Raw genomic sequence first — 23,794 nt, 5'->3', positions numbered from 1 at the left:
CCCCCGTCCGCCCCTCGCGGAAACCGCCGTGCGGCCGGACACGGCCGCGCGGCGGCGGCCTTCCGTATGCCCGGGTACAGTGCCAACAGATTGTTCCTTACGCCCACGGGCCGCACGGTGAGGCACCGAGACCGTTGTTGACCACCACTTCCCTCAAGGTCGTCGAACCGGCCGAGCTGGCGGACGCGCTCGCCGTTCTGCGCCGGGAGCCGGTCAACAACGCGTTCGTCGCCGCCCGGGTGCAGAACTCCGGACTCGACCCCTGGCGCCTCGGCGGCGAGATGTGGGGCTGGTACCGGAACGGCAGACTGGAAGCCCTCTGCTACAGCGGAGCCAACCTCGTCCCCCTGTGCGCCGGCCCCGAGGCCGTCCGCGCTTTCGCCGAGCGGGCCCGCCGCCAGGGCCGCCGCTGCTCGTCCATCGTCGGCCCGGCAGGCCCGACAGCGGCGCTGTGGTCGTACCTGGAGCCGCACTGGGGCCCGCCCCGCGAGGTGCGCCCCCACCAGCCGCTGCTGGTCACCGACCGGGTGCCCGGGGACGTGGCCCCCGACCCGCTGGTGCGCCGTGTCGCCAAGAACGAGATGGACCTGGTGATGCCCGCCTGCGTGGCGATGTTCACCGAGGAGGTCGGCATCTCCCCGCTGGCCGGTGACGGCGGACTCGTCTACCAGGCACGGGTCGCCGAGCTCGTCACCACAGGACGCTCCTTCGCGCGCATCGAGGACGGCCGCGTCGTCTTCAAGGCCGAGATCGGTGCCGTGACCGCCCACGCCTGCCAGATCCAGGGCGTCTGGGTGGCCCCTGAGCGGCGCGGCGAGGGCCTGTCGGAGACCGGTATGGCCGCCGTCATCGACTACGCGCTGCGCGAGGTCGCCCCGCTCGTGAGCCTCTACGTCAACGACTACAACGCCCCGGCGCGCGCCGCCTACCGGCGCGTCGGCTTCCGCGAGGTCGGCGCCTTCATGAGTGTGCTGTTCTGAACGTGGCGCGCCCCGCGCGTGCGCTCGAGCGCCGGCGGCGCCGCTTCCGTGGCGGCGCCGCCGCACAGGAAGTAGCCTCCCGGCCATGCCGCACACAGCCGGGGGACAGCTCCCGGATCCCCGGACAGTGGTCACAGGGCCGCTCGACCTGGCAGCCCGCGTCGACGAGGCGCTGGCCGTACAGGCCGTCGCCTTCGGACTGACCGACGAGGAGATCGGGGTCCGCAAACACATCGTGCTGCGTCATATGACCTCACCGGACGCGCGGGCCCTGGGCGCGACCACCGAGGAGGGCCGCCTCGTCGGCTTCGTCTACGGGATGCCCAACGACCGCTCCCAGTGGTGGTCGACGGTGGTGGAGCCGTACTTGCGCGAACAGGGCTGTGAGGACTGGCTGGACGACACGTTCGTCATCACGGAGCTGCATGTGCACCCCGCCTTCCAGCGCCGCGGCATCGGACGTGAGCTGATCACCCGTCTCACCGACGCGGCCACCGAGCCCCGCTCCCTCCTGTCGGCCCTCGACCTGGACAGCCCGGCCCGCGCCCTCTACCGCAGCCTGGGCTACCGCGACCTGGCCCGCCGGGTCCAGTTCCCCAGTGCTGTGCAGCCCTATGTGGTGATGGGGGCGTGGTTGCCGTTGGCGCGGGGGTGAGGTGAGGCCCCGGGAGGGGCCGATCTCGTTTCCGTGCGGGCGGGCCGGGCCGATAGGCTCCGTATCGACGTGTTCCGTCACTCATCGCGAGTACAGCCCCGAGCAGGAGTCCCCATGGCAGCCCGTGTCCAGCGTTTGTCCAGGTCGATGCTGAAGACGCTGCGTGACGACCCGGCCGACGCGGAGACGCTCAGCCACAAGCTGCTGGTCCGCGCCGGGTACGTACGCCGTACCGCCGCCGGGATCTGGACGTGGCTCCCGCTGGGCAAGAAGGTGCTGGAGAACGTCACCCGTATCGTCCGCGAGGAGATGGACGCCATCGGCGGCCAGGAGGTGCTGCTCCCGGCGCTGCTGCCCAAGGAGCCCTACGAGGTCTCGGGGCGCTACGAGGAGTACGGCGACCTGCTCTTCCGCCTCAAGGACCGCAAGGGTGGCGAGTACCTCCTGGGCCCCACGCACGAGGAGATCTTCGCGCAGGTCGTCAAGGACCAGTGCACCTCGTACAAGGACCTCCCGGTCATCGTCTACCAGATCCAGACCAAGTACCGGGACGAGGCACGTCCGCGCTCGGGCATCCTGCGCGGCCGTGAGTTCACGATGAAGGACTCCTACTCCTTCGACGTCTCCGACGAGGCGCTGGCCGAGTCCTACGCCGCGCACCGCGTCGCCTACCAGCGCATCTTCGAGCGCCTGGGGCTGGACTACCGCATCGTCTCGGCTGTCTCCGGCGCCATGGGCGGCTCCGCCTCCGAGGAGTTCCTGGCACCCGCCGCGGCCGGCGAGGACACCTATGTGCAGTGCCCGCAGTGCGGTTACGCGGCCAACACCGAGGCCGTCTCGGTCACCGTGGCGCCGTCCTCCACCGAGGGCCACGACCCGGTGGAGAAGCTCGACACCCCGGACACCCCCACCATCGAGACCCTGGCCGAGTACCTGGGTGTGCCGGCCTCGGCGACGCTGAAGAACCTGCTGGTGAAGGTCGACGGCGAGATCACGGCGGTCGGCGTCCCCGGCGACCGCGAGGTCGACCTGGGCAAGCTCGCCGAGCACCTGGCGCCCGCCACGGTCGAGGTCGTCACCGCCGAGGACTTCGAGGGGCGCGGCGACCTGGTGCGCGGCTACATCGGCCCGCAGGGCGGCATGGCGGGTAAGGCGTTCCGCTACCTCGCCGACCCGCGCGTGGCCCCCGGCACCTCCTGGGTCACCGGCGCCAACGAGGAGGGCAAGCACGCCCGCAATGTGGTGTGCGGCCGGGACTTCGAGGTCGACCAGTACCTCGACGTCGTCGTGGTCGAGCCGGGCGACCCCTGCCCCAAGTGCGGTGCGGGCATCGAGTTGGACCGTGCCATCGAGATCGGTCACATCTTCCAGCTCGGCCGCAAGTACGCCGACGCGTTCGAGCTGGACGTGCTCGGCCAGGACGGCAAGCCGGTCCGCGTCACCATGGGCTCCTACGGCATCGGCGTCTCGCGCGCCGTGGCGGCGCTGGCCGAGCAGCACGCCGACGAGCAGGGCCTGTGCTGGCCCCGCGAGGTGGCGCCGGCCGATGTGCACGTGGTCGCGGCGGGCAAGGCGCAGCAGACCGAGGCGGCGCTGGAGATCGCCGAGCGGCTGGGCGAGGCAGGTGTGCGGGTGATCGTGGACGACCGTACGAGCGTCTCCCCGGGCGTGAAGTTCACCGACGCCGAGCTGATCGGCGTGCCGACCATCCTGGTCGCCGGACGGGGCATCAAGGACGGCCTTGTCGAGCTGAAGGACCGGCGCACGGGGGAGCGCGAAGAGCTGCCCATCGACGAGGCGGTCGCCCGCCTCAGCCAGGGCTGAGGGCCCACAGCGGAACAGCAGCAGTGGGGCCCCGCGAGAGCAGGGGCCCCACGCCGTCACAGCCAGGCGGCGAATTCCAGCAGCATCTCCGCGTCCGCCGTGCTGCCACCCGCGTACTGTCTGCACGCCGACTCCACCGCGCGGTACAGCGTCCACTGGCGCACCCTTTCGCGCGGTACGTCCAGCGAGTCGGCGAGTTTGTTGACGCGGCGACGGGTGACGGCAGGGGCGCCGGAGGACGCCATCAGATCGTGCAGCCGGTCCCGGACCAGCCGCGCCAGGTCGTAGGCGGGCTCGCCCACCAGAGGGTCGGGCCCCACGGTCAGCCAGTGCGCCCGCTCCCCGGGCGCGGAGGCGGCCAGTACGGCGCCCTGCCGGAAGTCACCGTGCAGCAGCACGGGCTCGCCCTCGGGAGGCTCGGCCAGCATCGCCTCGCGGGCTTCCAGCGCGGCGGCCACCAGCGGCTCGGCGTCCGGCGGTACCGCGGAGCGCATCTGTTCCGCCTCCACGGCGGTGTGCTCGGCGACCGTCTCCAGGTCGTGGTCGACGGGCGGCGGCACCCACAGGCGGCGTACCACCGAGACCGCCTCCAGGGTCGCCTTGGCCTCCGGTAGCGAGCGCAGCGAGACCTCGCACCGCAGACGTTCCAGCAGCAGCGCGCCGTCGTCCGGCGCCGCCCGCAACACCCGTACCGCACCCAGTCCGTGCCAGGCGGTGAGTGCTTCGTACTCGCGTGCGGTCCGTACCGGCGCGGGTGCGCCGTCGGGGGCCGGCAGTTTGAGCGCCGCCGGTGTGCCGTCCGCCTGCCGCACCAGTACCACCACACTGCTGCGCCCGCCGGGTGTCACCACCCGTTCGGCCACCAGCTCCCACTGCTCCAGCCACCGCTCCAGGAGTGCGGAGAGCCCACGCAGCCAGTCCTGTGCCGCGGTGGCAGCGGCGGCGCCCTGCTGGGCGGCCAGGGCACGCACCAGCCGCTGCGGGGGTTCGAGGGGCAGCACGGAAGCCATTCCTCACGGGCCTTTCGTCAGGGCTTGCGAACGTGTGCGCACGGCTTGCGCACACGGCGGCGTGGTCACAGGGCGCCGGGCGCTTCGGAGCCGGTCGGTGCTCCGGAGGGGGAGGCCGGCGAGTCCCCGGCGCCCAGTTCGGTGAGGCCCGGGAAGGCCACGCCGCCGCCCTTCCAGCGCACCGAGCGGACGGCGGCCTCGCGCAGCGCCTCGGCGGCGGTGCGCCGCCGCGCCCCCTCGCTTGCCCGCACCAGGTCCGCGTACACCCCCGCTATGCGGTCCTCCAGCTGGGCAGCGAGGCGTACGGCGGCCTGGCTGTCGGGCACCGCGAAGGGCAGCGCGTAGGCGGCCGCGGCGGGCTCCGGCTCGCCGTCCAGCGAGCGGACGGAGCGGCGCAGCGCGTTCCGGCGGGTCCGGTGTGCCTCGTAGCACTCGCGGACCTGGCTCTTGCGGCTCTCGTCGATCCGCCCGCCGACGACTCCGTAGCCGTACACGGCGGCGTGTTCGGCGCGCAACGCGGCCTGGAGTGCGGCCAGTTCCCTGGTGCGTTCCGTTTCCCTGGTGTGTTCCGTCATCTGTCCGCCGCCCCCTCGTCGGCCCCGCCGCTGTCCCCGCTCGCCTTCTTGCCGTGCTCGTCCAGCAGATACCTGTGCGCCGCGCCGCAGGCGGCCACCGAGGCCAGCAGGCGGGCGAACTCGGGCGGCGCGCTCTCCAGCGCCCTGGTACGCGCGTCGGCCAGCCGGCGCTCGGCCTCGGCGAGCGCCGCGAACGCGGCCTTCTCGCTCTTGGGCACGGACGCGGTGTCCGGGCTGGGCGGCCGCTCGGAAGGGCTGTTCCTCCCGTCAGGCCGGCCCGAGCGGGTCGGCCTGGGCGAGCCGCCGGAGGGCGACCTGGTCCCCGGCGAGCCGGACGGACCCGGCGAGGGCTCGGTGGTGCCGGACTCGCGGCCCCGCAACACCCGCACGTGGCGGGCGACCTCCTCGCGCAGCGGGCGCAGCGGTGCGGCGAGCGCCGGGTGCACCTTGATGGTGCCGTCGTAGCGGGCGAGCAGGTGCTCGCTGTCGCGAGCCGCGCTTCCGCGCAGCCGGCGCGCCGCGTCCGCGCTCTCCCCGTCGGCGCTCTCCGGGCCCTCCTGGTCCGTACAGGCCGATACGAGCGGCAGGCCGAACGCGGCGGAGGTGGCGCTCAGTGCGCCGGTCAGTATCGACCTGCGGCGTGGTCGTGCCGCCGCCGGTGACGGCGTGAGCGACATGTGCACTCCCTGGATGTGGGCGAACGAACGGCCAGACGGACTGCGGCCTCGCCCGGACTTGTGACCGCAGTGGGGCGCTGGTCACGCCCCGCGAGGGTACCCGGGGATGTTCCCGCGGCCGCCCGGGGCCACCCTGTGCCGGGCCGCTCCGCACCCGTACGCCGTACAGTGCCGCGTGCCGATCCGGTCGTGCGTTTCCCCACCGGGTCGGCGCAGCCCGCCACAGACGATAGGCTTGGGCGGCGACACGCCCCTGTCACAAGGCCCCCTACAACAGCACACGCGGCCGAGGAGTCACCCGGATGAGCACCACCCAGAGCGAGAGGCTGCGCGGACTGCTGGAACCGCTCGTCAGCAAGAGGGGGTTGGATCTCGAAGAGATCGATGTGACCCCGGCCGGAAAGCGACGCGTGCTGCGTGTCGTCGTGGACGCCGATGACGGGGTCCAGTTGGACACCTGCGCGGAGCTGAGCCGCGCCTTCTCCGAAGTGCTCGACGAGAGCGACGCGATGGGTGGCGCCCCCTACGTGCTGGAGGTCACCTCCCCGGGAGCCGACCGCCCGCTGACCGAGCAGCGGCACTTCCGCCGCGCCGTCGGGCGGCTCATCAAGGCGCAGCTGACCGAGGCGGCCGGCGGCGGCGAGCTGACGGCCCGCCTCACCGCCGTCGACGACGCGGGCGTGGATCTCCAGGTGCCCGGCGTCAAGGGGCGCAAGCCCACGGACCGCAGACTCGCCTTCGACGAGATCGCCAAGGCCCGGGTCGAGATCGAGTTCAACCGCAAGGCCGCGGAGCAGCCGCGGCGCACCTCCGCGGCCGGCGACGCCGAAGCCGCCGGGAACGAGAACGAGGAGGAGGCGTAGCCGTGGACATCGACATGAGTGCCCTGCGCGGGCTGGTCAGGGAGAAGGAGATCTCCCTGGACCTGTTGGTCGAGGCGATCGAGTCGGCCCTCCTCATCGCGTACCACCGCACCGAGGGCAGCAGGCGGGACGCGCGCGTCGAGCTGAACCGCAAGACGGGCCACGTCACGGTGTGGGCCAAGGAGAGCCCCGAGGAGCTCGAAGAGGGCGCCGAGCCGCGGGAGTTCGACGACACCCCCACCGGCTTCGGCCGGATCGCCGCGACGACGGCCAAGCAGGTCATCCTGCAGCGGCTGCGGGACGCCGAGGAGGAGGTCACCTTCGGCGAGTACGCGGGCCGCGAGGGCGATGTCGTCGCGGGCGTCGTGCAGCAGGGCAAGGACCCCAAGAGCGTGCTGGTGGACATCGGCAAGCTGGAGGCCATCCTGCCGCCGCAGGAGCAGGTCCCCGGTGAGGACTACGCGCACGGCACCCGGCTGCGCACCTACGTCGTCCGCGTCGCCAAGGGCGTGCGCGGGCCGTCGGTGACCCTCTCGCGCACCCACCCCAACCTGGTCAAGAAGCTCTTCGAGCTGGAGGTCCCGGAGATCGCCGACGGCTCGGTGGAGATCTCCGCCATCGCCCGCGAGGCCGGCCACCGCACGAAGATCGCCGTACGGTCCACCCGCTCCGGACTGAACGCCAAGGGCGCCTGCATCGGTCCGATGGGCGGCCGCGTGCGCAATGTCATGGCGGAGCTGCACGGCGAGAAGATCGACATCGTGGACTGGTCCGAGGACCCGGCCGAACTGGTCGCCAACGCCCTCTCCCCGGCGCGGGTGAGCAGGGTGGAGATCCTCGATCTGGCGGCACGCTCCGCGCGGGTCACCGTGCCCGATTACCAGCTGTCACTGGCCATCGGCAAGGAGGGCCAGAACGCCCGGCTCGCAGCCCGGCTCACCGGCTGGCGGATCGACATCCGTCCTGACACCGCCGAGGCGACGAGCGGGGACGATCACTCCCAGGGCCGCGCCGCCGAGCAGGGCTGAGCCGACGCGCAGCAACCCAGCTGAGTCGCCCGGTAGCAGCCTGTAGCGATCACGGAGCGCGTCCGGGCGGGCGCGTCCGGCTGCGAATGAGTAACGGCGCCCTTACCCCCCAACGGGTTTCGGGGCTTCGGGGAGGTAGACTTAATCAGTGTCTGGCCGGACGCGTGGTCGGGCGTGCCCTCAGCGGACCTGCGTGGGCTGCCGGGAGCGCACCGACAAGGATGTTCTGCTGCGAGTGGTGCTGATCGGGGGAAGCCTGATCCCCGATCTTCGCGGTAGGCTGCCCGGTCGGGGTGCATATGTGCACTCCGTTCCGTCCTGTCTCGAGCAGGCCGTCCGGCGCCGGGCATTCAACCGGGCCTTTCGAGGTCCGGGTCCGTTCGACCTCGCGGAGCTGCGGGAGCACGTGGAGCGGAACGCACAGACCAGCACCGAAAGACTGTAAGCACAGCCCGTACGGAACCTCCGTTCGGGGAGAGGTACCTCGCGAGTGGGAAGTAGGTCGAGATTGCGATGAGCACTCGATGAGTACGCGATGAGTACGCCCATGCATCAGTAGCGAAGGTCCGGCGGACGATCCCCCGGGCCGTAAGGAGCGAAGTGGCTAAGGTCCGGGTATACGAACTCGCCAAGGAACTTGGAGTGGAGAGCAAGGTCGTCATGGCCAAGCTCCAAGAACTCGGTGAATTCGTCCGTTCGGCGTCCTCGACGATCGAGGCGCCGGTAGTCCGCAAACTGACAGACGCGTTCGACGCGGGCTCCGGCGGTGGCGCCAAGAAGTCCGCAGCGAAGCCCGCGGCGCCCAAGAAGGCTGCCGCCAAGCCCGCCGCACCCAAGCCGGGTGCGAGCGCGCCGAAGCCGGGTGCACCGAAGCCCGGTGCCCCCAAGCCGGGCCCCGAGGCCCCGGTGACCCCTGCCCCGAGCCCCGCACAGGGCGAGACGGGTGCGGCCGAGGCTCCTAAGCCCGGTGCCCCGAAGCCCGGTGCGCCCAAGCCGGGGCCCGCACAGCCCGCAGCGCCCGCGAAGCCGGACTTCCAGGCGCCGCCCGCCACGCCGGGCGCCCCCAAGCCGGGCCAGGCACCGCGCCCTGGCGGCCAGGCTCCCAAGCCGGGCCAGGCCCCCAAGCCGGGTCAGACGCCGCGTCCGGGCGGCCAGGGCCGTCCGCAGGGTGGCCAGGCCCCCAAGCCGGGTGCGCGCCCCTCAGGGCCGCGTCCGGGCAACAACCCCTTCACCTCCGGTGGCTCCACCGGGATGGCGCGCCCGCAGGCGCCTCGTTCCGGCGGTGCCCCCAAGCCGGGCGCTCCGAAGCCGGGTGCGCCCAAGCCGGGCCAGGGTCCCGGCGGCGCGGGCCAGGCGGGTCCGCGTCCGCAGGCTCCGGGTGGCGGTCGCGCCACGCCGGGCAACATGCCTCGTCCGCAGGCCCCGCAGGGCGGTGGCCCGCGTCCGGGTGGTGGCGGCGGTAACCGTCCGAACCCGGGCATGATGCCGCAGCGTCCCGCCGCGGGCCCGCGTCCGGGTCCCGGCCGTGGCGGTCCCGGCGGCGGTGGCCGTCCGGGTGGCGGCGGTCGTCCCGGCGGTGGCGGCGGCTTCGCCGGACGCCCCGGTGGCGGTGGCGGCGGTCGTCCCGGTGGCGGCGGCGGTTTCGCCGGTCGTCCCGGCGGCGGTGGCCGTCCCGGTTTCGCCGGTCGCCCGGGTGGTCCCGGTGGCCGTGGTGGCACGCAGGGCGCGTTCGGCCGTCCCGGCGGTCCGGCCCGTCGTGGCCGCAAGTCGAAGCGGCAGCGGCGCCAGGAGTACGAGCAGATGCAGGCGCCGTCCGTCGGCGGTGTGATGCTGCCGCGCGGCAAGGGCGAGACCGTCCGGCTGTCGCGTGGTGCCTCGCTCACGGACTTCGCGGAGAAGATCAACGCCAACCCGGCGTCGCTGGTCCAGGTGATGTTCAACCTGGGCGAGATGGTCACCGCGACCCAGTCCGTCTCCGACGAGACGCTGCACCTCCTCGGCGAGGAGATGAACTACGTCGTCCAGATCGTCAGCCCGGAGGAGGAGGACCGCGAGCTTCTCGAGTCCTTCGACATCGAGTTCGGCGAGGACGAGGGCGGCGAGACGGCGCTCATGCCGCGTCCGCCGGTGGTGACCGTCATGGGTCACGTCGACCACGGTAAGACGAGGCTGCTGGACGCGATCCGGAAGACCAACGTCATCGAGGGCGAGGCCGGCGGCATCACCCAGCACATCGGCGCGTACCAGGCGTCGACCGAGGTGAACGACGAAGAGCGCAAGATCACCTTCATCGACACCCCCGGTCACGAGGCGTTCACCGCCATGCGTGCCCGCGGTGCCAAGTCGACCGACATCGCGATCCTGGTGGTCGCGGCCAACGACGGCGTGATGCCGCAGACCGTCGAGGCGCTCAACCACGCCAAGGCGGCCGACGTGCCGATCGTCGTCGCGGTCAACAAGATCGACGTCGAGGGCGCCGACCCGACCAAGGTCCGCGGCCAGCTGACCGAGTACGGGCTGGTGGCCGAGGAGTACGGCGGCGACACGATGTTCGTCGACATCTCCGCGCGCCAGGGCCTGAACATCGACGAGCTGCTGGAGGCCGTGGTCCTGACCGCGGACGCCTCGCTCGACCTGCGGGCCAACCCCGACCAGGACGCGCAGGGCATCGCGATCGAGGCCCACCTCGACCGCGGCCGCGGCGCCGTGGCGACCGTGCTGGTCCAGCGCGGCACGCTGCGGGTCGGCGACACCATGGTGGTGGGCGACGCCTACGGCCGGGTGCGCGCGATGCTCGACGACAAGGGCGAGAACATCAAGGAAGCGGGTCCCTCGACCCCCGTCCTGGTGCTCGGTCTCACCAATGTCCCGGGCGCCGGCGACAACTTCCTGGTGGTGGACGAGGACCGTACGGCCCGGCAGATCGCCGAGAAGCGCGCGGCGCGCGAGCGCAACGCGGCCTTCGCCAAGCGGACCCGCCGCGTCTCCCTTGAGGACCTGGACAAGGTGCTCAAGGCGGGCGAGGTGCAGCAGCTCAACCTCATCATCAAGGGCGACGCGTCCGGTTCGGTCGAGGCCCTGGAGTCCTCGCTGCTCCAGCTCGACGTCGGCGAAGAGGTGGACCTGCGCATCCTGCACCGCGGTGTGGGTGCGGTCACCGAGACCGACATCGACCTGGCGACCGGCTCCGACGCCATCGTCATCGGCTTCAACGTCCGCGCCGAGGGGCGTGCGACACAGCTGGCCGAGCGCGAGGGTGTGGACGTCCGCTACTACTCGGTGATCTACCAGGTCATCGAGGAGATCGAGGCGGCCCTGAAGGGCATGCTCAAGCCGGAGTACGAAGAGGTCGAGCTGGGCACGGCGGAGATCCGCGAGATCTTCCGCTCGTCCAAGCTGGGCAACATCGCGGGTGTCATCATCCGCTCCGGCGAGGTGCGCAGGAACACCAAGGCCCGCGTCATCCGGGACGGCAAGGTCGTGGCGGAGAACCTCAACATCGAGGGCCTGCGCCGCTTCAAGGACGATGTGACCGAGATCCGCGAAGGCTTCGAGGGCGGTATCAACCTCGGAAACTTCAACGACATCAAGGTCGACGACGTCATCGCGACATACGAGATGAGGGAGAAGCCGCGAGGCTGACCTGCTCCCTCGAACCGGGGCCGACCGGCGGAAGATATTTCCGTCGATCGGCCCCGGCCGTTGCGTGTACGGTGCCAGTGACTGGCACGCCCAGCCTCCGCTGGGCGGTACCCCAAGGCCCCACGGGTGGCATGACCCGCACTGTATGTACGTAGGGACGCTGTCCTTCGATCTGCTTCTCGGCGACGTGCGGTCGCTCAAGGAGAAGCGCTCCGTCGTCCGCCCCATCGTCGCCGAGCTGCAGCGCAAATACGCGGTCAGCGTGGCGGAGACGGGCGAACAGGACCTCTACCGCCGGGCTCGTATCGGGCTGGCGGCGGTGTCCGGGGACGCGGGGCACCTCAGTGACGTGCTGGACCGCTGCGAGCGGCTGGTCGCCGCGCGTCCTGAGATTGAACTGCTGTCCGTGCGGCGGCGGTTCCACGGCGACGACGATGACTAGCCGCTCTGTCGCGGTTGGTCGGAAGCGGTCGCGGCTACTCAGAACAGCAGTAACGCAGGATGCAGCAGCGCGTGAGCGCATGGCGCAGAGCAAGGAGACGGACCAGTGGCCGACAATGCGCGGGCGAAGAGGCTGGCGGACCTCATCCGTGAGGTGGTCGCCGAGAAGCTGCACCGGGGGATCAAGGACCCGCGGCTCGGCACACACGTGACCGTTACGGACACCAGGGTCACCGGCGACCTCAGGGAGGCGACGGTCTTCTACACCGTCTACGGCGACGAGGAGGACCGCAAGGCCGCGGCAGCGGGTCTGGAGAGCGCCAAGGGCGTGCTCCGCTCCGCCGTCGGCTCGGCGGCCGGCATCAAGCACACGCCGAGCCTCACGTTCGTCGCTGACGCGCTCCCGGAGACCGCCAAGACCATCGACGAGGCGCTCGCCCGGGCCCGGGCCGCCGACGAGGAGGTCCGCAAGGCCTCCTCCGGTGCCTCGTACGCGGGCGAGCCCGACCCGTACCGCAAGCCGGGCGAGTCCGCTCTCGACGACGAGGAGCCGCCCGCCGATGCGGACGGCGGGGATGCTTCCGGCGGCAAGGACGAGAGCGCCTGACCTGTGGCACGCAAGAGAGACAACGGACCCGGCGGGCTGATCATCGTCGACAAGCCTGCCGGGTTCACCTCGCACGACGTGGTGGCCAAGCTGCGCGGTATGGCCCGCACCCGCCGTGTCGGGCATGCGGGGACCCTCGACCCGATGGCCACCGGCGTACTGGTCATCGGCACCGAACGGGCCACCCGGCTGCTCGGCCACCTCGCCCTGACGGAGAAGGAGTACGTGGCGACCGTCCGGCTCGGTCAGGAGACCGTCACGGAGGACGCCGAGGGCGAGATCACCGCCGCGCGGGGCGCCAAGGACCTGGACCGGGAGCGCGTGGAGGCAGCGGTGGCCACGCTGACCGGACAGATCTCGCAGGTCCCCTCTACCGTCAGCGCGGTCAAGGTGGACGGCAGGCGCGCGTATGCGCGGGTGCGCGAGGGCGAGGAGGTCGAGCTGGCCGCCCGGCCGGTCACCGTCTCCTCGTTCGTGGTGCACGACGTGCGGGAGGAGACCGCCGAGGACGGCACTCCGGTCACCGATCTGCTGGTGTCCGTGGTGTGCTCGTCCGGCACCTATGTGCGCGCACTCGCCCGCGATCTGGGCGCAGCGCTGGGCACGGGCGGCCATCTGACCGCACTGCGGCGCACCCGGGTCGGCCCGTACGGGCTCGACGGTGCCCACACCCTGGAGCGGCTCCAGGAGTACGTGGACGCCGAGGAGCCGCTGCCCGTACTGCCGTTGGGCGAGGCCGCGGCCGCCGCTTTCTCCCGCTGGGACGTGGGCGAGGAGCAGGCGCGGCGCATCGGCAACGGCGTCCAGCTGCGGATGCCGTCGGACGCCGTCGGACCGGGCCCTGTCGCGGTGTTCGGCCCGGGCGGGCAGTTCGTCGCGCTGGTGGAGGAGCGGGGCGGCAGGGCGAAGAGCCTGGCGGTCTTCGTGTAGCGGCTCACGGTCTTGTGGCTCCCGGTCTGGCGGCCCACGCTGCCGGGGCGACTCCCCCGACGGGTGAAGCGGCGGGGATATCCCTGTTCGCCGGTCGGTTCACCCGAGTGGGCGGGCGCTCGGGGTGAAGCGCGGGCGCGGGTGGGGGCGCGTTCGGCGCCGGACCTGTCGCCACTGATCAACTCCGCTCTACGGTCGACGCGGCGGTGAGGGCCGGCGCGGAGGTTCGAGCGATGTCGACGGTGTGCGGGAGACCCACCCTGGTTCGCATCCGCGATCTGGCGGGACGGCCGCGCGGTCTGGGCTTCGTCGCCGACGGACTCGGCACGGTCGTCACCAGCCACGAGGCGGTCGACGGTCTCGGCAGGGTCGTCCTGCACGCCGGGGACGGCACCCGCAGCACCCTCGTCGCGGGCGACCGCGACATCACGCCGGTGCCGCGGTGGAACCTGGCACTCATCCGCACACCTGGACTGCACCACCTCGACCCGCTGGTCATCGGCGGAGAACGGACACACCCAGGCACCCCGGCGGTACTGCTGACCGAGGACGAGGCGGTGCGCACCACGCTGACCGGGACCGTGTCCGCCACCTACACCTCCACCGCCCGCTACCACGCCATGGAACGGGTGCTCCAAGTGGAGCTGCCGGAGGCCGCCGGTGTCCCGCTGCGGCTCTCCCGCACGGCGTCGGGAGCCCCCGTCGTGGACGCCTCGACCGGGGCCGTCCTCGGCGTCCTGGGCACCGCCCTGCACGCGACCTCGGGGCGGCGCGGAACGTTCGCGGTGCCGCTGCGGGCGGCGGGCACGGCGGCACCCGACGGCCCGCTCGGGGTGCTGCTGCGGCGCAACGGGGCTGCGGTGCCCGGATTCGGGCCCGATCTGAACCTGGCCGGCGTGCTGCGGCTGACGGCCGCCTGTGTGGGCCCCGCGGTCGAGCGGTGCGCCCACGCGGTGACCCGGCCGGAAGTCGCCGAGGCCTTCGAGATGTTCGCACACAGCGGTGCTTCCGTCCTCGCACTGGTAGGCGCCCCCGGTACGGGCCGCACCACCGAACTGGCCGCTGCGGTCGCCCGGAGGGCCCGGGCGGCCGCCCCCGCGCCGAGCGTCTGGCTGCGCGGCGCCGACCTGCGCCCGGACGACACGGGCCTCGGCGACGCGGTCGGCCGCGCGCTCGCAGCGGTCGCGCCCTGCCCCGGAGACGCCCACAGTGCGGACCCCGATCTGGTGGCCCGTCTCGCGTCCGCTGCCGGCCGGCCGCTGCTCGTACTGCTGGACGCGCCCGAGGAGATGCCCCTCCAACTCGCGAACGCGCTGCCGCAGTGGACCGCCCGTACGGCGAGCTGGCTGAGAGCCTCCGGAGCGCGGCTCGCCGTCGCCTGCCGCCCCGAGCACTGGGAACAGGCGGCCGCGCTCTTTCCCGCCGACATGCTCTACGCACTCGCCGGTACCGACGGCAGTGTCCGGGTGGGCGGTCTGCCGAGACGGCAGGCCGCCCGCGCACAGACCGCCTACGGACTGCCGGACGGCCTCCTGGCACCCCGCGACGCCGGGCACCCCCTGGCGATGCGGATGCTGTCCCAGGTGCGTGCCGCGCAAGGCGCACTGTGCGGACGGCGACCACCGGGTGGGTCGGATGCGGACCCGGCCGACGGGGAGGGTGAGCGGGCCCCTGCCCGGCACGAGATCGTCTCCGCCTTCCTCGACCTGCTGTGCCTCCGTATCGCGCAGCGCCTCACCTCGTGCACCGAGGGCGAGGGTTCGGACGGTGAGGGCTCGGACGGCGAGGGCTCGGAGGGAGAGGACGCCGGGGCCGTACGGCGGCTCGCGGCCCGCGTCGCGGGCCGGCTGCACGAGGCCGCGCGGCGCTGCCTCGGGTCGGGGCAGGGAGACCTGAGCCGCGCCGCCTTCGACGAACTCTTCCCGCGGCGCGGTGGCTGGGCGTCCGCCGTGCTGGCGGAGGGCGCGCTGGCCCCGGCCGGCGAGGGATACCGGTTCGTGGACGAAGAATTCTCCGACTGGCTGCAGGGCTGCCACCTGGATCTCGATGGTGCGCTGGACGCGCTCGTGGGCAACCGGGGCCAGGGCGACGCGACCGAGGCGCCGCCGGTGCCGCACCACCGCATCGGACCGGTCGTCCAGGCGTTGCTGCTGTGCGACCGGAGAGACGGCGCGGTCGCGCTCACTCCCCGGCTGCGACGGCTGGCCGACTGCTTGCCTGGACAGGCTCCTGCACCTGGCGAGGCGGTCTGGTGGGCGGTGCACCTGCTGGCCGGGACGCTTCCGCTGCTGCCCGACGCGAGCCCGTATACGCAGGTGCTGGCGTGCCTGGCGCGGCGAGTGGCAGAGCGGCAGGAGAGCGCCATGGTGCGGGAGCACTTCGGGCCCCGTTTCTGGCGCGGACTGCCGCTCACGGTGACCGACAAGGCCGAACTGCTGCGGCACCTGCTGCCCGCCGACCCACCGGCGGACCGACCGTGCGAACAGGGCCGCAGCCTCGACCTGCTGGAGGAACTGCTGATCGCCGAACCGGTCGCCGTGCAGCGGCTGTTGTGCGAGTGGTTCAGCGACCAGCGGCCGCTGCGGCGGCGTACGGACGTGGAAAGCCGCACCGTGCCCACCGTCGCGACCGCGGCGCAGGCGCTGCTGTACACCCACCGGAACCGCGCCGCCGACGACCTTGCCGACGCCCTTGTGGACGCCGCACACCCGCGCGCCGACGAACTCCTGGCCGAGCTGGTGCACGACGAACTCTCCGTCATGTGCCGAGCTGTCGAGCGGTGGGCCCATGACAGCCGAGACGGCCGCGACAGCCGCTGGACGGCCGCCGCCCGCCACGGCGTTCAGGCCGCGCGCCTGGCCCGGAGCGAGACCGACCGGAAACCGCTGCGGTCCGCCGCGCTCGCGCTGCTGCACCGCCGCGCGGGCACCGACCTGCGCACGGCTGCTCTCACCATGCTCGTACGGGACCCGCATCCGCGTGGCCGCACGCGGCACATGGGGGCCGCGCTGCGCCGCTTCTCCGACACCGGGGACGCACAGCTGGCCGCTTCCCTGGGTGCCGCACTGACCACGCACCCGGAGCCGGTCCTCGCCGCCTTCCGCTCGCTGCTGACCGAGCCCGGCGACCCGTCGGCGCAGTCGGAGGCCGTACGGGCGCTCGCACGCGTACGCACCCCGGCACTGGCCCGCCGGGCCGCCGCGCTCGTACGCGCATACGCCGAGCTCCGTCCGTGGCGGGCGCGCGAGGACGTGGCCGCCTACGTGGGCCACCGGCTGCGGCACGGGCCTGGCGCCCGCGCGGTGCTGCTCCCCCTGGTGGCGGAGCTGCTACGCGAACAGGAGCCGCCCCTCAGGGCGGAGCTCGCGCGGGTGCTGGGCATGGGGGAGGGGCCGCTGCGCGACGAACTGCTGGACCTGCTGCTCGCCCAGGAGCGCGACGTGTCCGTCCTGGAGGCCGCCCTCGAGGCCGTGTCCCGACGTGCGACCGCCCCCCGTCCGCGGCGCCTGCCCACAAGCGGAACCGGCCCGCCCAGCGGCAACGGCCACAGGGCCGAGGCATGGGCCGACAAGAAGGCGGTCAAGAGGGCTGACAGGAGGGATGACCAGAGGGCCGACCAGAAGGCCGGCACAAGGGCCGACCAGAGGGCCGGGGAGGCGCTGGTGCGGCACATCGGGACGGAGGGCCGGTACGGCGCCGAGAGCGGTCTCCTTCGGCGGGGCGCTCACGGCGCCCACCCGTGAGCCGCCCGGAGGTGGGTCCGTGCGGGCCGGGGGTGCGGGGCATGGCACCCTTGGACCGGCGAGACCCGCCATCACCATGGGCACAGGCACTGGCGAACTAGGTAGCGACGAGGAGCAGACGTGCAGCGCTGGCGTGGCTTGGAGGACATCCCCGAGGGCTGGGGGCGCAGCGTCGTCACCATCGGCTCGTACGACGGGGTGCACCGGGGGCACCAGCTCATCATCGGGAGGACGGTGGAGCGCGCCAGGGAACTGGGCGTCCCGGCTGTCGTCGTCACCTTCGATCCGCACCCCAGCGAGGTCGTCCGGCCGGGCAGCCACCCGCCGCTGCTCGCACCGCACCACCGACGGGCCGAACTCATGGGCGCGCTGGGCGTCGACGCGGTCCTCGTCCTGCCCTTCACCTCCGACTTCTCCAAGCTGTCGCCCGCCGACTTCGTGGTCAAGGTGCTCGTCGACAAGCTGCACGCACGCAGCGTCGTCGAGGGCCCGAACTTCCGCTTCGGCCACAAGGCGGCCGGCACCGTCGCATCCCTCACCGAGCTGGGCGAGACATACGACTACGACGTGATCGTCGTCGACCTGTTCGAGCGCACGGAGAGCGGCGAGGCCTTCTCCTCAACGATGGCCCGGCGACTGGTGGCCGAGGGCGACATGCGCGGCGCGAGCGAGGTGCTCGGCCGTCCGCACCGCGTCGAGGGCTTGGTGGTGCGCGGAGCACAGCGCGGACGCGAGCTCGGCTACCCCACGGCGAACGTGGAGACGCTGCCGCACACCGCCGTCCCCGCTGACGGCGTGTACGCGGGCTGGCTGACCGCCGCTGGCGAGGCGATGCCCGCCGCGCTCTCCGTCGGCACGAACCCCCAGTTCGACGGCACCGAGCGCACCGTCGAGGCGTACGCCATCGACCGGGTGGGCCTGGACCTGTACGGGCTGCACGTGGCCGTCGACTTCCTGGAGTACATCCGGGGCCAGGAGAAGTTCGAGACCCTCGAAGCCCTCAAGGCCCGGATGGCGCAGGACGTCGACGAGGCCCGGCGCCTGGTGGCGGCGGTGGCGGAAGACTGAGCCCGCGGGGGCGTGGCCGCGGGCTCACGGGCCCGCAGCCTGCCCCGGGTGCGTGACGAGGTGAGGGGCGGCGGACCACGGTCCGCCGCCCCTCACCTCTGCTGCCAGCCGCTGCCGGGCTGGGGCTGTCCCGGGTGCCCGGGGGCCCCGGGGTGCGGCTGCCCAGGCTGCGCGGGGCCCGGATACCCGTAGCCGCCGCCCGCCCCGTACGGCGGTTGGGGCTGCTGCTGTGCGGGCGGCGGACCCGCGGCAGCACCCGGGTGCCCGGGCTGTGCGGGCTGGCCCGGTACGCCGCCCTGCCCCGGCATCGGCGGGGCCAGCTGCGGCGGCGGGTTGCCGTCCGCTGTCCACAGACCCTGCTCCTGCTGGGCGCGCGCGAAGTCCTCGGCGACCATCGCGGAGAGGTTGAAGTACGCCTCACGGGTACGGGGCCGCATCATGTTCAGATCCAGCTCGGCGCCCGCCGACAGGTGCTCGTCGAACGGGACGGTGATCACACCGCGGCACCGGGTCTCGAAGTGGGCCACGATGTCCTCGACCCGGATCATCTTTCCGACCTCGCGCACGCCGGAGATCACCGTGATGCTCCGCTGCACCAGCTCCGAGTAGCCGTGCGCGGCGAGCCAGTCGAGCGTCGTACTGGCGCTGCTCGCACCGTCGACGGACGGCGTGGAGATGATGATGAGCTGGTCGGCGAGGTCCAGCACACCGCGCATCGCCGAGTAGAGCAGGCCCGTTCCCGAGTCGGTCAGGATGATCGGGTACTGCCTGCCCAGCACATCGATGACGCGGCGGTAGTCGTCGTCGTTGAACGTCGTCGAGATCGCCGGGTCGACGTCGTTGGCCAGGATCTCCAGCCCGGACGACGCCTGCGAGGTGAACCGGCGGATGTCCATGTAGCTGTTGAGATACGGGATCGCCGTGACCAGGTCGCGGATGGTGGCACCGGTCTCGCGCCGCACCCGGCGGCCGAGCGTACCCGCGTCCGGGTTGGCGTCGATGGCGATCACCTTGTCCTGGCGCTCGCTGGCCAGCGTCGAACCCAGGGCCGTGGTGGTGGTCGTCTTCCCCACACCGCCCTTGAGGCTGATGACCGCGATCCGGTAGCAGGACAGCACCGGAGTGCGGATGACATCCAGCTTGCGCTGCCGCTCCGCCTCCTCCTTCTTGGCGCCGAACTTGAACCGCGAGCTCTTGTGCCCCGACTGGGGGCGCGGCTTCTTCTTGTTGTTGATCAGCCGGTCGGAGGAGAGCTCAACTGCCGCCGTATAGCCCAGCGGTGACCCCGACTGGTCCACCCGGCGCGGGTCAACGGCGCCGGGATGCGGCTGCAGGGGCTGCTGTGCCTGGGCTGGTGGCTGTGCCTGAGCCGGTGGCTGGGGCTGGGGTGCGCTGGGCTGTTGAGCATGGCCGGGTGGCAGCTGCCCTGGAGCCGACGGCTGGCCCTGACCCGGCGCGGGGGCCTGGGGCTGCGGCTGGGACGGGGGCGGCTGGGGCGGCTGGGACTGCTGCTGCGGCTGTGCCGGGCTCGGGGCCTGCTGTTGCTGGGGCGTTCCGGGCTGAGGCTGACCTGGGTAGCCGTAACCGTGCTGAGGCCGACCGGCCTGCTGCGGACCGGCCTGCTGCTGACCGTGCGGCGGCACGGGCTGGTTGGGCCCCTGCTGGTGCTGCTGCCCTGGCTGGGCCTGGCCGGGCACCGAGTGCCCCGGTTGCTGCTGCGCGGGTGGCATTCCGGCGCCGGCCTGGGGCTGCTGCTGCCCTGCCTGCGGATAGCCGTAGCGGCTCTCCTGCGGCTGGCCGCCCGGCTGTTGCCCCTGGCCCGGGGGCTGGTGCGGGAACTGCTGCCCCTGGCCCTGCCCCTGGTGCGGAGGCTGTTGTGCGTGGTGCGCCTGGTGCGGGATCTGCGGCGCCTGCGGATTCTGCCCGGCTTGCTGGGGCTGCGGCTGCTGGTGTGCGTACGGTGCCGACGGCATCCCCTGCGCCGCCGCAGGCTGCTCGGCCGCGCCCGGCCATGCCGTGCCCGGCGGCGGTGCGGCGGCAGGCTGGAAGTCCGGCGGCAGCGGCGGCAGTTCCTGTGCGCCTCCCGCACTGCTTCCGTCACCCTCGCCGGACGGGGCCGCCCAAGGGGCCGCCTCCTGCGGTACTGCGGGGGCGAGGGGATGGGGCGGCACAGCGTCCTGCGGCTCCGCGTCCTGCGGCTCTGGCGGCGTCGGTGCGGGCGCTTCCGCGTACCGACGCTGCTCGGAGGGTGTGTCCAGATCGAAGTCGTACGCGGCGGGGATCGCGTCCTGCGGCTCGTCCGGTTCGTCCGTCTCCCGCGGTTCGGAGCGGTCGACCGCGCCTTCGCCGTCACCGCCCTCGGGCTGTGCCGGATTCGCGGAGGCCTCTTCGCTCTCGCGCTGTTCCTTGGCGGCGTACGCGGCCATCTCCCGGCGCAGCGCGGACGCGGAGAAGCGCATGGTGGCGCCGTCCTCGGCCGGGCCCGGGGACGGCGGTTCCTCGGTCTCCGGTGCCGTGGCGGACGTGACGGGAGCCTGCGGCGGCTCGACGGGCTCCGGAGCAGCGGAGGCCGCTTGACCGGGTTCATCCGTGGGCTGTTCGGGCTCCGTCACGGCAGGAGAGGGAGCGCGCCAGCTCGGCGCGGCCGCACGGTCCACATCCGCACCGTCCGCGCCCGCCAGGTCCGCGTCACCACGCGCGGCATCGCGACCGGCCACATCACCGTCGGCCGCATCACCGTCCGCCGCATCGTCACCGGCCACATCCGCACCGAAGGAGTCCGGCCCCAGGTCGTCAGCAGTGTCGGCGGGCATGCCGGTGAGCGGACGCTCACGCTCGGCCTCAGCCGTCGTCGCGGCTTCCGCAGGTCCCGAAGCGTGCTCCGGCTCCGACTCGTCCGCCGCTGCTTCCGGCTCGTCGGCCCGCGGCTCGCTGAACGGCTTCAGCGAGGGGAAGGCGGGCAGCTCCGCTCCCGGTGCTTCGCCCTCGGTGGAGCCGGAGGTGCCGTAGGTCCCGGCGGCACCAGGCGACTCGGCCGGCTCGAAGCCTGCCGAGGGAGCGCTGTCGGCCGACGGCGGAACGTCCGCAGTCGACGGGCCTGCCGGCGGAGACGGCGGACCGGACGAACTCGCCCACCAGTCACCGTCGTTGAATCCCGCACTGCCGTAGGCCGGTTCGCCCGCAGCGCGGCCTTGCTGCCCCGTTCCGGGCATCGGTGCCGACGCGTCGGGCGCCGGTGCGCTCGGCGGCGGCGGTGCACTGGGAGGCGTCGTCTCCTGCGGCTCGGGCCTGCTCGCCGCGTCCTGGGTGTACCAGGCAGGCGGCGTGTAGTCGATGGTGAACTGGCCCGTGGCCTCCGGCTCGCTCTCGGCATCCGCTTCCGCGTCGAGCTGGTCGGAGCCGGGCATGGTCCCGCGGACGCGGATCTCGTCCCGGTCGCTGCTCACAATGCCTCCTGCTGTGGTCATTCACCCCGGTTTGTCACGCGCCCGCCCACGCGCGTCAGTCCAGCCTAATCATCGCAAGTGTCACTCGGGCAGTGCGGTCCGGCGACCGGCGTCAGTCCAGCCGTCGCGGCGTCCCCAGCAGCCCCGACTCCGCGTCGGTCGGCTGCGTGAGCGCGTACTGCCTCTCGCGTCGTGTGCACCAAAGAGTGACACCGTCGCCCAGCGTGGAGAGCGCCTCCACCTCCTGCGGCGGCAACTGCATGATGCGGCCGATCTGCTGCGCCTCATCCGGTGAGACCCGCTGAACGCCGACCAGCGCCGCGCCGCGCAGCAGCCGGGGGGCGACAGGGCTCAGATACGGCAGCAGTGTCAGCACCGACTGCCACGGCATCGCCGCGACACGGCCGCGTGGAGGCCGCATGCCGCAGTCCCGGATGACCAGCACCGGGCTGCTCACCGTGGGGCCCATGGGCGGTACCCGGCCCACGTCGTAGAGCGAGATGCACTCCTGGCCGGCGCCCGCCGCCTGCACCAGATGCGTCCACACCTGTGCCCGGCCGGTCTCCACCGCCACCCGTGCGCCCGTTCCGGCCAGCCGCAGCGCCAGCACCTGCGCCGTCCACAGGCCGCCGACGAGCACCACGTCGTACGGGGACGGGTGGTGGAAGCCGATCACCTGGGGGCGGCCCTCCGCGTCGTTCCCGACGACCACGCCGTCGTCCCCGATGGGCAGCGACAGTGCGCCCAAATGGTCCGCGGGCACAGCGTGTTCCATACGGTGCGGCCCCAGCAGCCCTTGCGTGTAGCGGCTCGCCATCAGCGCACACCCCCCAGCGGCAGCGTCGCGAAAGCGCCCGGCAGCTGCTCCCGGTCGAGGCGCACCAGCCCGACCCGCGCCGAGCGGGCGGCCCGTTCCAGATGCCGGCGGGCACCGGCCAGCTCGTTGTCCGATCGGCCGGTCAGCCGCACATGGCCGCTGACCGTGACCGCGCTGCGGCGCGCCGAGCGGCCCAGCGTCACGCTGAACGTCGTGGTGAGCGTCGGCGCCGAGGTCAGCAGCGCCACCAGGCGCGGCAGCGGGGTGGCAGCACGGCCCAACTCGGGCCAGCGGCCGACCGCGTAGGTGGTGTGCCACCGGTCGTCGCACCGCCAGGTGCGCGCCGACTCGGCGGTACGCCGCGCGGGAGCCGCGTCCGGGCGGCTCGCCCTGGCCGTTGCCGCCGGGCTCACGCAGGCGGAGGTGGCGACCGCGGCCGTCAGCTCCTGCTCGTTGAGCACCGTGGCGACGAAGCCGGCTCCCGTCACCCGGCTGGCCAGATGGTCGGCGGCGCGCACCAGGCAGCGCTGCGCGCCCTCCAGGCCGCCTCCGCGCGCCTCGACCGCCTCCGGGCACAGCTCCGGATCGAACTTCAGCGCCACCCAGGTCAGCCGCAGCGCGGGCGACCCGGTCTGCTCCTGCAGCGGCTCGTAACTGCGCCGTGCCACCGACTGGTCCGGCAGGTGGGGCGCCGGTGCGGGCTGTACGTGCTGCACCAGCTGGACGGACTCCAGCGCGATGCCGTCCACATCGAGCGCGTCGTGCATCAGCCCCAGCGGCAGCGCCCGCGCCCCGAAGGCGGGGCGCAGCGCGCTGGGTGCGGCCTCTATCCGCACGACGGCCGTCAGGAAGGTGCCGTCACCCAGCATCCCTGTGGTGCGCCGCTTCTTGTCCACATAGGCGTATGTGCGCAGCGCCGGAGCGCACTCGACCAGCGGGAGGAAGCTGGCGTCGACCCGCTCGCCCTCCTCGTTCAGCACCATCGCCGGCGTCAGCGGCTGGGACGCCGAGCGCTTGCGCGCCCGCAGCGCCAGCAGCGTGCCGAACCAGTCGTGAACGGAGCGCTGATGCCTGCGGATCACGGCCAGCGCCACCAGCACGGCGGCGACGACGACGCCGGGCACCAGCAGCAGCCGGTCGATGGCGGCCGCGATCAGCAGCACGGCGGCGGCCAGCTCCAGCAGCACCAGTTGTTGCAACTGAAACGGTCCCAGACGGCTCGTACGCGACTCGGTGCGCAGCGTCGTCGAGGCAGGCACCCGAGGGGCCGGCCGTGGGGCCTGAGACCCCCGGGACGCGGACGCGGCGGCTCCCGGGCGCCGGGACGCACCCGGCCCAGAGCGGCTCGTGGCGCCGGCCGCACCGCGCGCCCGCGTCGCAGATCCCATCCGAGAAGGCCCCCTCATGTCCGAATTCGCCCCACTCGTCGGGGGCGTTGGGCGGGCGATCACGATACCGGAGCGGCACAAGGCAATCCCCAACCGGCAT

The 23,794-nt window shown here is 72.9% G+C and carries 18 protein-coding genes; 12 read left to right on the top strand and 6 right to left on the bottom strand.

Annotated elements, in window-relative coordinates; all coding sequences use genetic code 11:
* The first annotated feature begins 134 nt into the window (after positions 1–134).
* The 3 genes from HC362_RS08400 to HC362_RS08390 all read left to right on the top strand — a co-directional run bounded on the left by HC362_RS08400 (position 135) and on the right by HC362_RS08390 (position 3,459).
* Positions 135–980, top strand: a complete 846-nt coding sequence (locus tag HC362_RS08400) for a GNAT family N-acetyltransferase (RefSeq protein WP_243083284.1) — start codon at positions 135–137, stop codon at positions 978–980.
* 85 nt (positions 981–1,065) lie between these two features.
* Entirely contained in the window at positions 1,066–1,635 is a 570-nt protein-coding gene (locus tag HC362_RS08395) for a GNAT family N-acetyltransferase (protein WP_243083283.1), read from the top strand.
* Between the two features lie 114 nt (positions 1,636–1,749).
* Complete coding sequence (locus HC362_RS08390) at positions 1,750–3,459, top strand: proline--tRNA ligase (RefSeq protein ID WP_243083282.1); 1,710 nt, start codon at positions 1,750–1,752, stop codon at positions 3,457–3,459.
* 56 nt (positions 3,460–3,515) lie between these two features.
* Here the strand turns inward: HC362_RS08390 and HC362_RS08385 are convergent, their stop codons facing one another.
* The 3 genes from HC362_RS08385 to HC362_RS08375 form a co-directional block, all read right to left on the bottom strand.
* A complete protein-coding gene (locus HC362_RS08385) occupies positions 3,516–4,469 on the bottom strand; it encodes an aminoglycoside phosphotransferase family protein (protein ID WP_243083281.1) in 954 nt (317 codons plus the stop codon).
* A gap of 65 nt (positions 4,470–4,534) precedes the next feature.
* Positions 4,535–5,044 carry a ferritin-like domain-containing protein gene (locus tag HC362_RS08380; protein WP_243083280.1) on the bottom strand — a complete coding sequence of 170 codons (510 nt, stop codon included), beginning with the start codon at positions 5,042–5,044 and terminating at the stop codon, positions 4,535–4,537.
* Positions 5,041–5,721 carry a hypothetical protein gene (locus tag HC362_RS08375; RefSeq protein WP_243083279.1) on the bottom strand — a complete coding sequence of 227 codons (681 nt, stop codon included), beginning with the start codon at positions 5,719–5,721 and terminating at the stop codon, positions 5,041–5,043. The genes HC362_RS08380 and HC362_RS08375 overlap by 4 nt, the downstream gene beginning before the upstream one ends.
* Before the next feature lie 302 nt (positions 5,722–6,023).
* On the opposite strand from HC362_RS08375, the gene rimP reads away from it, so the two are divergent.
* The 9 genes from rimP to HC362_RS08330 all read left to right on the top strand — a co-directional run bounded on the left by rimP (position 6,024) and on the right by HC362_RS08330 (position 18,043).
* On the top strand, positions 6,024–6,584 hold the full coding sequence (rimP, locus tag HC362_RS08370; RefSeq protein ID WP_243083278.1) for a ribosome maturation factor RimP: 561 nt from the start codon (positions 6,024–6,026) through the stop codon (positions 6,582–6,584).
* Between the two features lie 2 nt (positions 6,585–6,586).
* Positions 6,587–7,612 carry a transcription termination factor NusA gene (nusA, locus tag HC362_RS08365; RefSeq protein WP_243083277.1) on the top strand — a complete coding sequence of 342 codons (1,026 nt, stop codon included), beginning with the start codon at positions 6,587–6,589 and terminating at the stop codon, positions 7,610–7,612.
* A gap of 148 nt (positions 7,613–7,760) precedes the next feature.
* Positions 7,761–8,057 (top strand): YlxR family protein, encoded by a 297-nt coding sequence (locus tag HC362_RS08360; RefSeq protein ID WP_243083276.1) that lies wholly within the window; start codon positions 7,761–7,763, stop codon positions 8,055–8,057.
* 155 nt (positions 8,058–8,212) lie between these two features.
* Positions 8,213–11,254 carry a translation initiation factor IF-2 gene (gene infB / locus HC362_RS08355; protein ID WP_243083275.1) on the top strand — a complete coding sequence of 1,014 codons (3,042 nt, stop codon included), beginning with the start codon at positions 8,213–8,215 and terminating at the stop codon, positions 11,252–11,254.
* Between the two features lie 145 nt (positions 11,255–11,399).
* A complete protein-coding gene (locus HC362_RS08350; protein WP_209268425.1) occupies positions 11,400–11,696 on the top strand; it encodes a DUF503 domain-containing protein in 297 nt (98 codons plus the stop codon).
* 105 nt (positions 11,697–11,801) lie between these two features.
* The gene (gene rbfA, locus HC362_RS08345; RefSeq protein WP_209268424.1) at positions 11,802–12,302 is read left to right on the top strand and encodes a 30S ribosome-binding factor RbfA; all 501 of its coding nucleotides are present in this window, start codon (positions 11,802–11,804) and stop codon (positions 12,300–12,302) included.
* Positions 12,303–12,305: 3 nt separating this feature from the next.
* On the top strand, positions 12,306–13,232 hold the full coding sequence (truB, locus tag HC362_RS08340; protein ID WP_243083274.1) for a tRNA pseudouridine(55) synthase TruB: 927 nt from the start codon (positions 12,306–12,308) through the stop codon (positions 13,230–13,232).
* A 233-nt stretch (positions 13,233–13,465) separates the two neighbouring features.
* Positions 13,466–16,975 (top strand): S1C family serine protease, encoded by a 3,510-nt coding sequence (locus tag HC362_RS08335; protein WP_243083273.1) that lies wholly within the window; start codon positions 13,466–13,468, stop codon positions 16,973–16,975.
* Positions 16,976–17,095: 120 nt separating this feature from the next.
* Positions 17,096–18,043 carry a bifunctional riboflavin kinase/FAD synthetase gene (locus HC362_RS08330; protein WP_243083272.1) on the top strand — a complete coding sequence of 316 codons (948 nt, stop codon included), beginning with the start codon at positions 17,096–17,098 and terminating at the stop codon, positions 18,041–18,043.
* 92 nt (positions 18,044–18,135) lie between these two features.
* Here the strand turns inward: HC362_RS08330 and HC362_RS08325 are convergent, their stop codons facing one another.
* From HC362_RS08325 to eccE, 3 genes are all read right to left on the bottom strand, one after another.
* Positions 18,136–21,489: an SCO5717 family growth-regulating ATPase gene (locus tag HC362_RS08325; RefSeq protein ID WP_243083271.1), complete on the bottom strand. Its 3,354-nt coding sequence runs from the start codon at positions 21,487–21,489 to the stop codon at positions 18,136–18,138.
* 112 nt (positions 21,490–21,601) lie between these two features.
* Positions 21,602–22,306 (bottom strand): hypothetical protein, encoded by a 705-nt coding sequence (locus tag HC362_RS08320; protein WP_243083270.1) that lies wholly within the window; start codon positions 22,304–22,306, stop codon positions 21,602–21,604.
* On the bottom strand, positions 22,306–23,694 hold the full coding sequence (eccE, locus tag HC362_RS08315) for a type VII secretion protein EccE (protein ID WP_243083269.1): 1,389 nt from the start codon (positions 23,692–23,694) through the stop codon (positions 22,306–22,308). Before eccE ends, HC362_RS08320 begins: the two co-directional genes overlap by 1 nt.
* Positions 23,695–23,794: the final 100 nt, after the last annotated feature.

Source organism: Streptomyces sp. 891-h (assembly GCF_022760275.1).
Classification (GTDB): domain Bacteria; phylum Actinomycetota; class Actinomycetes; order Streptomycetales; family Streptomycetaceae; genus Streptomyces; species Streptomyces spirodelae.
Note: the sequence above shows the minus strand (reverse complement) of the source record. Positions and strands in the feature narration are given on the sequence as shown.